We start from the raw sequence: 11093 nt of genomic DNA, 5'->3' as shown, positions 1-11093 counted from the left end.
GCTCTCGATTCGCGTCACGTGTTATTCGGTTTCCAGATCGATATCGATGCCGAGGGAACGAATTTCTTTGATCAACACGTTGAAGGACTCGGGCATGCCCGGCTCCATACGGTGATCGCCGTCCACGATGTTTTTGTACATCTTGGTACGGCCGTTCACATCGTCCGACTTCACTGTGAGCATTTCTTGCAGAGTGTATGCCGCGCCGTAGGCTTCCAGCGCCCAGACCTCCATCTCCCCGAAACGCTGACCACCGAACTGTGCCTTACCACCCAGCGGCTGCTGGGTAACCAGGCTGTAAGAACCGGTAGAACGAGCGTGCATCTTGTCGTCTACCAAGTGGTTCAGCTTCAGCATGTACATGTAGCCAACGGTAACCGGACGCTCGAACTTGTTGCCGGTACGACCATCAGTCAGCACCATCTGGCCGCTGTCTGGCAGGTCTGCCAAACGAAGCATTGCCTTGATTTCGCTTTCCTTGGCACCGTCGAACACCGGGGTAGCCATTGGCACACCGCCGCGAAGGTTCTTCGCCAGATCCAGGATTTCCTGATCGGAGAAGTCATCCAGGCTTTCTTGACGACCGCCAATTTCGTTGTAGATCTCATGCAGGAACTTACGCAGGTCAGCGACCTTGCGTTGTTCTTCAATCATGAGGTTGATCTTCTCGCCCAGACCTTTGGCCGCGAGGCCCAGGTGAGTTTCGAGAATCTGACCAACGTTCATACGCGAAGGTACGCCCAACGGGTTGAGGACCACATCAACCGGGGTGCCATTGGCATCGTACGGCATGTCTTCAACCGGCATGATCACGGAGACCACACCCTTGTTACCGTGACGACCGGCCATCTTGTCACCCGGCTGGATGCGACGGCGGATTGCCAGGTAAACCTTGACGATTTTCAGCACGCCTGGAGCCAGGTCATCGCCCTGCTGCAGTTTGCGCTTCTTGTCTTCGAACTTGTCGTCCAGCAGACGACGGCGATCGATGATGTAAGCCTGAGCCTTTTCAAGCTGCTCGTTCAGAGCATCTTCAGCCATGCGCAGTTTGAACCACTGACCATGCTCAAGACCGTCCAGGATTTCATTGGTGATTTCCTGACCTTTCTTCAGACCGGCACCACCTTCGGCAATGCGGCCAACCAGAGCAGAGCGCAGACGTTCGAAGGTAGCGCCTTCAACGATACGGAACTCTTCGTTCAGATCCTTGCGGATCTCGTCCAGCTGGGTCTTCTCGATCGACAGTGCACGAGCATCACGCTCAACGCCGTCACGGGTGAAGACCTGTACGTCGATAACAGTACCTTTGGTACCGGTAGGTACGCGCAGGGAGGTGTCTTTAACGTCGCTGGCTTTTTCACCGAAGATGGCACGCAACAGCTTCTCTTCCGGAGTCAGCTGGGTCTCGCCTTTCGGAGTGACCTTACCTACCAGAATGTCGCCGGCGCCAACTTCAGCACCTACGTAAACGATACCGGCTTCGTCCAGTTTGTTCAGTGCAGCTTCACCCACGTTAGGGATGTCTGCAGTGATCTCTTCAGGCCCAAGCTTGGTGTCACGTGCCACACAGGTCAGTTCCTGAATGTGGATCGTGGTAAAGCGGTCTTCTTGAACAACTCGTTCCGACAAGCAGATGGAGTCTTCGAAGTTGTAACCGTTCCAGGCCATGAACGCGATGCGCATGTTTTGACCCAGCGCCAGTTCACCCATATCGGTGGACGGGCCGTCAGCCATGATGTCGCTACGCTGTACACGGTCACCCTTGCGCACCAGCGGACGCTGGTTGATGCAAGTGTTCTGGTTGGAACGGGTGTATTTGGTCAGGTTGTAGATGTCGACACCGGCTTCGCCAGTTTCAACTTCGTCATCAGCAACACGAACCACGATACGGCTGGCATCAACAGAGTCGATCACGCCGCCACGACGAGCCACGACGCAAACGCCGGAGTCACGAGCTACGTTACGCTCCATGCCGGTACCTACCAGCGGCTTGTCAGCGCGCAGGGTTGGTACAGCTTGACGCTGCATGTTGGAACCCATCAACGCACGGTTGGCGTCATCGTGTTCCAGGAACGGGATCAGCGACGCTGCAACCGAAACAACCTGCTTCGGCGAAACGTCCATCAAGGTGACGTCTTCCGGCGCCTTGACGGTGAATTCGTTCAAGTGACGAACAGCAACCAGCTCGTCGATCAGCACTTTCTTGTCGTTCATCGTGGCCGAGGCCTGAGCGATCACGTGATCAGCTTCTTCGATGGCGGACAGGAAAACGATCTCGTCAGTTACCAGTGCGTCTTTCACTACACGGTACGGGCTCTCGAGGAAGCCGTACTGGTTGGTGCGCGCATAGGCAGCCAGGGAGTTGATCAGACCGATGTTCGGACCTTCCGGCGTCTCAATAGGGCAAACACGGCCGTAGTGAGTCGGGTGTACGTCACGAACTTCAAAGCCCGCACGCTCACGCGTCAGACCGCCCGGGCCCAGTGCAGAAACACGGCGCTTGTGGGTGATCTCGGACAGAGGGTTGTTCTGGTCCATGAACTGGGACAGCTGGCTGGAACCGAAGAACTCTTTCACCGCCGCAGCCACAGGCTTGGCGTTGATCAGGTCTTGCGGCATCAGGCCTTCGCTTTCAGCCATCGACAGACGCTCTTTGACCGCACGCTCAACACGTACCAGGCCAACGCGGAACTGGTTCTCGGCCATTTCGCCTACACAGCGAACACGACGGTTACCCAGGTGGTCGATGTCATCGACGATGCCTTTACCGTTACGGATGTCGACCAGGGTCTTCAGCACGGCAACGATGTCTTCTTTGCACAACACGCCCGAACCTTCGATCTCGGTACGACCGATACGACGGTTGAACTTCATCCGGCCGACCGCAGACAGGTCATAGCGCTCAGGGCTGAAGAACAGGTTGTTGAACAGAGTCTCGGCAGCGTCTTTGGTTGGCGGCTCGCCTGGACGCATCATGCGATAGATTTCGACCAGCGCTTCCAGTTGGTTGCTGGTGGAGTCGATCTTCAGCGTGTCGGAGACGAACGGACCGCAGTCGATATCGTTGGTGTACAACGTTTCGATGCGAACAACCTGGCCCTTGGCAACTTTTGCCAGGATTTCAGTGGTCAGCTCGGTGTTGCACTCAGCAATGATTTCGCCAGTAGCCGGATGCACGATAGCCTTGGCCGTTGTGCGACCCAGGACATAGTCCAGAGGCATAACGAGCTCTTTGACACCGGCTTTTTCCAGCTGGTTGATATGACGAGCAGTGATACGACGACCCTGCTCAACAATCACCTTGCCTTTGTCATCGGTAATGTCGATGGCCGCGATTTCACCGCGCAGACGCTGTGGAACCAGCTCCAGGCTGATGCTCTCACCCTGAACGTGGAACACGTTGGTGGTGTAGAACGCGTCCAGCACTTGCTCAGTGGTATAACCCAGCGCGCGCAGCAATACCGATGCAGGCAGCTTGCGACGACGGTCAATACGCACGAACACGCAGTCTTTCGGGTCGAACTCGAAATCGAGCCACGAACCACGGTAAGGAATGATACGCGCGGAATAAAGCAGCTTACCGGAGCTGTGCGTCTTGCCGCGGTCGTGGTCAAAGAACACGCCCGGGGAACGGTGCAGCTGGGAAACAATTACACGCTCGGTACCGTTGATTACGAAGGTACCGTTTTCAGTCATCAGGGGGATTTCACCCATGTAGACTTCTTGCTCTTTGATGTCCTTGATCGCTTTGTTCGACGATTCTTTGTCGAAAATGATCAAACGAACTTTTACCCGCAAAGGTACGGCGTACGTTACGCCACGCAACACGCATTCTTTGACATCAAATGCCGGTTCGCCCAAGCGATAACCGACGTACTCCAGCGCAGCATTGCCGGAGTAGCTGATGATCGGGAAAACGGATTTGAAGGCCGCATGCAGGCCCACGTCGCGGAACTGATCTTTAGTCGCTCCCGCCTGCAAGAATTCACGATACGAATCCAGCTGGATTGCCAAGAGATACGGCACATCCATGACGTCCGGCAACTTGCTAAAGTCCTTGCGGATACGTTTTTTCTCAGTATATGAGTAAGCCATCAGCGTTCCCCAGCTTGGTCACCTGCTTGTTTGGCCTCTCCCGACGGGAGCAGCCAGAAAATCGTGCAAACCCCTTGGTTTGCTCCACCGCACAGGGTGGTTACAGCACGTTAAAGGCACCAACCTAGTCGGCTGCCAATAACGGAAAAAGGCCGGTGGCAAGAGCCACCAGCCATCAGCCTCAGCTTAACGCCTGGGCTGGAAACGCAAGGTCGATGCTTACTTCAGCTCGACTTTAGCGCCTGCTTCTTCCAAGGTAGCCTTGGCTTTGTCAGCTGCTTCTTTAGCAACAGCTTCCAGTACCATAGCTGGAGCGCCGTCAACTACTGCCTTGGCTTCTTTCAAGCCCAGACCAGTCAGCTCACGAACAGCCTTGATCACGTTAACTTTCTTCTCGCCAGCTTCCAGCAGCATAACGTTGAATTCAGTTTGCTCTTCAACAACAGCAGCGGCAGCAGCAGGACCAGCAGAAGCAGCAGCAGCGGAAACGCCGAACTTCTCTTCCATTGCTTTGATCAGTTCAACGATTTCCAGAACGGATTTTTCGCCGATTGCTTCGATGATTTGGTCGTTAGTCAGAGACATGACTATAAATTCCTGTATTGGGGTGACAGCCTACGCGGCCATCGAAATAAACAATAAACGCTGAAAGGAGTCGCTCAGCCTTAGGCTGCAGCAGCTTCTTTCTGGTCGCGAAGGGCCGCCAGAGTACGAGCCAATTTGCTGGTAGCGCCTTGAATCACGCTCATCAGCTGAGAAATTGCTTCGTCACGGGTCGGCAGACTTGCCAGTACGTCGATCTGATTAGCTGCGAGGAACTTGCCCTCGAACGCAGCTGCCTTGATCTCGAACTTATCCTGACCTTTTGCGAACTCTTTGAAGATACGAGCAGCAGCGCCCGGATGTTCTTGCGAGAATGCAATCAAGGTCGGGCCAGTGAACACGTCGTTGAGAACACTGTATTCAGTGTCAGCAACAGCGCGCTTGAGCAGGGTGTTACGTACAACACGTACGTAAACGCCAGCTTCACGAGCCTCTTTACGGAGTCCGGTCATAGCGCCTACTGTCACACCGCGGGCATCAGCCACAACAGCGGACAGGGCAACTTTGGCAGCCTCGTTGACTTCAGCGACGATGGCCTTCTTGTCTTCGAGTTTAATTGCCACGGGTTTAACTCCTGCTTGTTACCGTTTCATCTGGCCGAGGCCTGATGTCGTTTTGGTGTCTGATTCGGTAAGGAACCGGGAGCACCATCTGCGTAGGCTTGAGGTTTAAGGCTTTCGCCGCCTACGGTCTTGGATAGCCCCCGCCAGGCAGGGACCCCAATCTTTCAATTGGCGCATTTGACTGCGCCAATTTTGTCTTACGCGTCCAGGGAACCCTGGTCGATGACCAGGCCCGGGCCCATAGTGGTGCTCAGGGTTACGCGCTTAACATAAATACCTTTCGAGGAAGCTGGTTTGATACGCTTCAGATCAGCGATCAGGGCTTCAACGTTTTCCTTCAGCTGAACGGCGTCGAAGCCGATCTTGCCAACGGAAGTGTGAATGATACCGTTTTTGTCGGTGCGATAACGAACCTGACCAGCCTTCGCGTTCTTAACAGCGGTGGCTACGTCTGGAGTTACAGTACCAACCTTAGGGTTAGGCATCAGACCACGTGGGCCCAGGATCTGACCCAACTGACCAACAACACGCATTGCGTCCGGGGATGCAATAACTACGTCGTAGTTCAGGTCGCCGCCTTTCATTTCGGCAGCCAGGTCGTCCATACCAACGCGATCAGCGCCGGCAGCCAGAGCAGCTTCAGCAGCTGGACCCTGAGTGAACACAGCAACACGTACAGTCTTGCCAGTGCCGTGTGGCAGCACAGTAGCGCTACGAACAACCTGGTCAGATTTACGTGGGTCTACGCCCAGGTTAACGGCGATGTCGAAAGACTCGCTGAATTTTACAGTCGACAGCTCAGCCAGCAAAGCAGCAGCGTCTACAAAATTGTAAGACTTGCCAGCTTCGATTTTACCGGCGATTGCCTTTTGACGCTTGGTCAGCTTAGCCATTACACACCCTCCACGTTAAGGCCCATGCTACGAGCAGAACCGGCGATAGTACGCACGGCTGCTTCCATATCAGCTGCAGTCAGATCCGCGTTTTTGGTTTTCGCGATTTCTTCCAGCTGAGCACGAGTTACAGTGCCAACCTTAACGGTGTTTGGACGAGCGGAACCGCTAGTCAGACCGGCAGCCTTCTTCAGCAGAACCGAAGCAGGGGTCGACTTGGTTTCGAACGTGAAGCTACGGTCGCTGTATACAGTGATGATCACTGGAGTCGGCAGGCCTGGCTCAATACCCTGAGTACGGGCGTTGAAAGCCTTGCAGAATTCCATGATGTTCACGCCGTGCTGACCCAGAGCCGGGCCAACAGGTGGGCTTGGGTTAGCCTGAGCGGCCTTCACTTGCAGCTTGATGTAAGCGGTAATCTTCTTAGCCATGAGGCACTCCAATTACGGGTTCAATCGCCTAAAGAGGCTCCCCGGTTACTTGCGCGTTTATCCCAGTGACGACAAAACCCCACAGCCTAGGCCATGGGGTTGGGATTCGTGTTTAACTAGACCTTTTCGACCTGGCTAAACTCTAGCTCTACCGGAGTAGAGCGACCGAAAATGAGCACCGCCACTTGAATGCGGCTCTTTTCGTAGTTAACTTCTTCGACCGTGCCATTGAAATCGGCAAACGGACCGTCGGTAACACGGACAACTTCGCCCGGCTCGAACAGTGTTTTCGGCTTGGGCTTGTCGCTGCCATCAGCTACGCGACGCAGAATTGCTTCTGCTTCTTTATCAGTGATAGGTGCCGGTTTATCAGCAGTACCACCAATGAAGCCCATGACACGCGGAGTGTCCTTGACCAAGTGCCAAGTCCCTTCGCTCATGTCCATCTGAACCAGCACATAACCAGGGAAGAACTTGCGTTCGCTTTTGCGCTTCTGGCCATTACGCATTTCAACCACTTCTTCAGTGGGAACCAGAATTTCGCCGAAGCCATCTTCCATGCCTGCCAGCTTAATACGCTCTATCAGAGAGCGCATAACATGCTTTTCGTAACCCGAATAAGCATGCACTACGTACCAACGCTTAGCCACGGGACACCCTTAGCCAACAATCAAGGAAACGAGCCAGCCGAGCAGGGAATCCAAACCCCACAACAGCAACGCCATAACAAGAACAACAGCCACCACGATCAACGTGGTCTGCGTAGTTTCTTGGCGAGTTGGCCATACGACTTTACGAATCTCAGTACGAGCTTCCTTTACCAGGACAGCGAACGACTTGCCTTTTGCCGTCTGCAAGCCCACATAGGCAGCAACAGCAGCAATCACAAGAAGTGCAATGACGCGATACAGGATCGGCGAACCAGAATAATACTGATTCCCAACAACGCCAACCACCACAAGAGCTACCACTACAAGCCACTTGAGGAGATCGAAGCGAGAGCCTTGAACTTCAGCCTTGGGAGTCATCAAAGAGGATCCTGTGAAAAGAAAGCCAGACGCAATGAGCGAATCTGGCAGGTCAGGAGGGAATCGAACCCCCAACCTACGGTTTTGGAGACCGTCGCTCTGCCAATTGAGCTACTGACCTAAAACATTATCGAGCCGCGGATTATGCCGACACGAGAGAGACTTTTCAACAACAAGCGCAATTACTTTTGCAATCAACCCTATCCAAGCAGAGAATTGCCAGCGAATAGCAGAATGCGAGCTACTCACAACCGTAACAACCAACCAGGGCAGTGACACCTAAAAACAGCGCCACCAGCAAACACCCCAGACAGGCTATGCACCTGTTAAAACAAAGGCAGATATTTTCATATCTGCCTTGTTATATGGAGCTCTTGAGCGGATTTGAACCGCTGACCTCACCCTTACCAAGGGTGTGCTCTACCAACTGAGCTACAAGAGCAAAACATGTCGCGAAAACAGCTAGACTGGAGCGGGTGGCGGGAATCGAACCCGCATCATTAGCTTGGAAGGCTAAGGTTCTACCACTAAACTACACCCGCAAATCTTGCTGCTCTAGCTTAAATATGGTGGAGGGGGAAGGATTCGAACCTTCGAAGTCGTAGACGTCAGATTTACAGTCTGATCCCTTTGGCCGCTCGGGAACCCCTCCTGAGCTGGTTAGAATTCTACATCATTCCAACCTTATGTCAACCACTTTCTTCAATTAAATCAGGAAGTTAGCAACTTGACTCGCTTCACACCTAGTAGCCTGTTTGGCGTTCACTGTGGAGCGGGCGCCATTCTATGCAAACTATCGGGTAGCTGCAAGCCCTCACAGCGCATTTTTTTGTATTTTAACCCATTGAATTCATTAACAAGGTTCTGCAAAACCATTTCACTGGCCGCAGCAGTGCCTTGCGGGCTGATCTTGAGGGCATAGCCAGGCATTTCAGCCTGCTCACCTTCGACTTGCGTAGATGCTATCCCCATCTCAGACAACCTGCGCTGCAGGCCGTGCAGCTGTTCTTGCGCAGGTAAATTGCCTAAAAACATGCATTGCGCACTCAGCGCCTGGTCAATGGCGACTGCACCTCCCCCTCCTGCCGGCGGCACCTCGCCAAGCAGACGTATGCCCTGATGACTGCCCTTGTACAAAGACAAGGAAACAACTTCTTTGGCCCTCAACGGAGCCTCTTGCTGGTGCCATATGTAATAAAAGACATTCAGTACAACCAGCAGCAGAAACAGCCAACGCATAGAAACCTCAAGGAAGGGGACAAACCACCGCCAAACCGACAAATACCAGGTCTTGCACCAAGCGCGCTTCTGGAACCATATCCTTCACCAGGCTTGCGTCACCGCCGGTAAGAAAAACTTCAAAGTCTTCTCCCCAGTACTCGCGCGCCAATTCCAGCTGGGTCATCACAAAGCCCCGCAGCATCAACAAACACCCACGTTCAACAGCCTCAACCGTCGTACGCCCGGGCGTACGCTGGAGCAAGGCCTGCTCCGCAGAGAGGTCGTCATACCTGATACGGCGTGTATGAGTGCGCAACTGATCGCGCATCAAAGGCATCCCGGGACAAATAAACCCGCCCAGGTGCTGACCGTCAGCAGCCACGAAGTCCGCCGTTACCGCCGTACCGAAATCCAGTACCAGGCACGCGCTCTTCGCCAACTCAAAAGCACCAACCACGGCAAGCCAGCGATCGAGCCCCAAACGGGCAAATTCCTCATAACCGTTACTGACACCTGCGGCACTCCTTGCAGGCTGCGCGCACTGTGCAGCCACACCAAAGGTCGTCACGATGGAGGCCACCAGGCTCGACGTCTCATCATCACTGCGCACACTGACCAACCGGCAGTGGGTGATGTTCAACCCCGGAACGGCCAACACCGCGGCCAGCAGCGCAGCATCAGAGTCAACTACGCCCCCACCCACCGCCACCCCGGCGTCAAGGGCACGCCACTTTATAAAACTGTTGCCACAGTCCATCTCAAGAATCATGGCGCAACCTCAAGCTAAGCTCACCGCCGCTGTACACTTTCTCTTCGCCATTGACACTCATGCGCAGCGCGCCCTGCTGATCAATACCCATGACAGTGCCATCCACCTGATGCACTCCAGCTATCAGAGAGACTTCACGACCCTGCCACAAGTGGTTTTGCTCCCACTGCGCCTGCAATGCCGAAAAGCCCTCGGTAGCATGGCGATTCAGATACACAAGCAGGCTATCGTTGAGTTTCGAAATCAGCGCATTGCGGTTTACCGAATGACCTGACTCGAGAAATACCGAGGTCCAGGCCTGATCTACCTCGCTGGCCACCCGCATATTGACGTTAATGCCGATCCCCAGAACCACATGACACACATCAGCCGGATCGCCGACCAACTCAAGCAAAATGCCGGCAATTTTCTTGTTGCCTACGAGCACATCATTTGGCCATTTGAGGCCGGCGTCAGATATCCCCACCCCGCGAAGCGCACTCAGTACTGCCAGACCAACCACAAGGCTAAGCCCTTCAAGCTGGCGCATCCCGCCATCCATGCGAAGAACAAGGCTGTAGTAGATATTTTCCGCGAAAGGGCTGACCCATTTTCGGCCTCTTCGTCCACGACCAGCAGTTTGCCGCTCAGCCGTAACAACAAACGGCGCCGCAGTGCCACTGTCGATCGCGCGCAAGGCCTCGGCATTGGTGGAGTCTAATGAATCATGAATCGAGACAGGCCATGGGCTGGCAGTCAACTGGTCCTGTTCAAGGAGTTCAAGCGGTGCAGCTAACTGATAGCCACGGCCACGAACTTTATGAATCGACAGGTTCAGGTTGGATTCCAAAAGCTGGAGCTGCTTCCAGACTGCACTGCGGCTAACGCCAAGTGCAGCACCAAGCGCTTGCCCTGAGTGGAATCGACCATCTTTGAGGAGTTTCAACAACGTCAGCATGCATGTATCGCCTCACAATGAGGCACGCATGATAGCCATGAGCGGCGCCATTGCATAGAAACCCCGCGCACACAGCAAGCTAACTGCTTGGGGCAAGCCGAGAGCACACGGCTTGAAGCTTGCGACCGCTTTTTCGCGCACAAAAACAAACCCCCTGTCTGCGTGAGCAGACAGGGGGTTTGGAATTTAATCTTGACGATGACCTACTCTCACATGGGGAAACCCCACACTACCATCGGCGATGCATCGTTTCACTACTGAGTTCGGGATGGGATCAGGTGGTTCCAATGCTCTATGGTCGTCAAGAAATTCGATAGCCAGGTCGTTTACCTTTCGGTTTACGCTCCAGCGAATGGGTATGTAATAGATGTGGTGTTTTGTGAACCGCAAACTTTCGGTTTGTATCGTCTTCACACACCGCAACTTGCATGCTCTTGTGTTCAAGGGCGCAAATTGCTTGGGTGTTATATGGTCAAGCCTCACGGGCAATTAGTATTGGTTAGCTCAACGCCTCACAGCGCTTACACACCCAACCTATCAACGTCGTAGTCTT

At 54.1% G+C, this 11093-nt stretch carries 10 protein-coding genes, 4 tRNA genes and 2 rRNA genes; all 16 read right to left on the bottom strand.

All coding sequences use genetic code 11. The annotated features are described in order from the left end of the window. Nucleotides 1-21 precede the first annotated feature (21 nt). Entirely contained in the window at nucleotides 22-4095 is a 4074-nt protein-coding gene (gene rpoB, locus HBN79_RS22975; protein WP_016779170.1) for a DNA-directed RNA polymerase subunit beta, read from the bottom strand. Between the two features lie 219 nt (nucleotides 4096-4314). Further along, a complete protein-coding gene (rplL, locus tag HBN79_RS22970; protein WP_016779169.1) occupies nucleotides 4315-4680 on the bottom strand; it encodes a 50S ribosomal protein L7/L12 in 366 nt (121 codons plus the stop codon). A gap of 80 nt (nucleotides 4681-4760) precedes the next feature. After that, nucleotides 4761-5261, bottom strand: coding sequence for a 50S ribosomal protein L10 (gene rplJ / locus HBN79_RS22965; RefSeq protein WP_016779168.1), 501 nt, complete (start codon nucleotides 5259-5261; stop codon nucleotides 4761-4763). A 197-nt stretch (nucleotides 5262-5458) separates the two neighbouring features. Further along, a complete protein-coding gene (gene rplA, locus HBN79_RS22960; RefSeq protein ID WP_016779167.1) occupies nucleotides 5459-6154 on the bottom strand; it encodes a 50S ribosomal protein L1 in 696 nt (231 codons plus the stop codon). Then, the gene (gene rplK / locus HBN79_RS22955; RefSeq protein WP_008008888.1) at nucleotides 6154-6585 is read right to left on the bottom strand and encodes a 50S ribosomal protein L11; all 432 of its coding nucleotides are present in this window, start codon (nucleotides 6583-6585) and stop codon (nucleotides 6154-6156) included. Before rplK ends, rplA begins: the two co-directional genes overlap by 1 nt. A gap of 116 nt (nucleotides 6586-6701) precedes the next feature. Further along, nucleotides 6702-7235 carry a transcription termination/antitermination protein NusG gene (nusG, locus tag HBN79_RS22950; RefSeq protein WP_026014126.1) on the bottom strand — a complete coding sequence of 178 codons (534 nt, stop codon included), beginning with the start codon at nucleotides 7233-7235 and terminating at the stop codon, nucleotides 6702-6704. Between the two features lie 9 nt (nucleotides 7236-7244). After that, the gene (gene secE / locus HBN79_RS22945) at nucleotides 7245-7613 is read right to left on the bottom strand and encodes a preprotein translocase subunit SecE (RefSeq protein WP_016779165.1); all 369 of its coding nucleotides are present in this window, start codon (nucleotides 7611-7613) and stop codon (nucleotides 7245-7247) included. Nucleotides 7614-7658: 45 nt separating this feature from the next. Continuing rightward, nucleotides 7659-7734: transfer RNA gene (locus HBN79_RS22940), tRNA-Trp, on the bottom strand. Between the two features lie 245 nt (nucleotides 7735-7979). Further along, nucleotides 7980-8055 (bottom strand) — tRNA-Thr (locus tag HBN79_RS22935). 26 nt (nucleotides 8056-8081) lie between these two features. Then, a tRNA-Gly gene (locus HBN79_RS22930) sits at nucleotides 8082-8155 on the bottom strand. A 25-nt stretch (nucleotides 8156-8180) separates the two neighbouring features. Continuing rightward, nucleotides 8181-8265: transfer RNA gene (locus tag HBN79_RS22925), tRNA-Tyr, on the bottom strand. A 110-nt stretch (nucleotides 8266-8375) separates the two neighbouring features. Next, nucleotides 8376-8852, bottom strand: a complete 477-nt coding sequence (locus tag HBN79_RS22920; RefSeq protein ID WP_138738717.1) for a hypothetical protein — start codon at nucleotides 8850-8852, stop codon at nucleotides 8376-8378. Nucleotides 8853-8859: 7 nt separating this feature from the next. Beyond that, on the bottom strand, nucleotides 8860-9603 hold the full coding sequence (locus HBN79_RS22915) for a pantothenate kinase (RefSeq protein ID WP_095019087.1): 744 nt from the start codon (nucleotides 9601-9603) through the stop codon (nucleotides 8860-8862). Further along, on the bottom strand, nucleotides 9593-10540 hold the full coding sequence (gene birA / locus HBN79_RS22910; protein WP_095019088.1) for a bifunctional biotin--[acetyl-CoA-carboxylase] ligase/biotin operon repressor BirA: 948 nt from the start codon (nucleotides 10538-10540) through the stop codon (nucleotides 9593-9595). Before birA ends, HBN79_RS22915 begins: the two co-directional genes overlap by 11 nt. A gap of 190 nt (nucleotides 10541-10730) precedes the next feature. After that, nucleotides 10731-10846, bottom strand: a 5S ribosomal RNA gene (gene rrf, locus HBN79_RS22905). Nucleotides 10847-11008: 162 nt separating this feature from the next. After that, a 23S ribosomal RNA gene (locus HBN79_RS22900) occupies nucleotides 11009-11093 on the bottom strand; the annotation flags it as partial.

This window comes from Pseudomonas sp. WS 5051 (assembly GCF_012985715.1).
In the GTDB taxonomy this organism is placed as follows: Bacteria; Pseudomonadota; Gammaproteobacteria; order Pseudomonadales; family Pseudomonadaceae; genus Aquipseudomonas; species Aquipseudomonas bubulae.
Note: the sequence above shows the minus strand (reverse complement) of the source record. Positions and strands in the feature narration are given on the sequence as shown.

Coding starts and splice junctions, on each gene's coding strand:
- rpoB (WP_016779170.1), bottom strand. CDS start 4,095: ATGGCTTACTCATATACTGAGAAAAAACGTATCCGCAAGGACTTTAGC.
- rplL (WP_016779169.1), bottom strand. CDS start 4,680: ATGTCTCTGACTAACGACCAAATCATCGAAGCAATCGGCGAAAAATCC.
- rplA (WP_016779167.1), bottom strand. CDS start 6,154: ATGGCTAAGCTGACCAAGCGTCAAAAGGCAATCGCCGGTAAAATCGAA.
- rplK (WP_008008888.1), bottom strand. CDS start 6,585: ATGGCTAAGAAGATTACCGCTTACATCAAGCTGCAAGTGAAGGCCGCT.
- secE (WP_016779165.1), bottom strand. CDS start 7,613: ATGACTCCCAAGGCTGAAGTTCAAGGCTCTCGCTTCGATCTCCTCAAG.
- HBN79_RS22920 (WP_138738717.1), bottom strand. CDS start 8,852: ATGCGTTGGCTGTTTCTGCTGCTGGTTGTACTGAATGTCTTTTATTAC.
- HBN79_RS22915 (WP_095019087.1), bottom strand. CDS start 9,603: ATGATTCTTGAGATGGACTGTGGCAACAGTTTTATAAAGTGGCGTGCC.
- birA (WP_095019088.1), bottom strand. CDS start 10,540: ATGCTGACGTTGTTGAAACTCCTCAAAGATGGTCGATTCCACTCAGGG.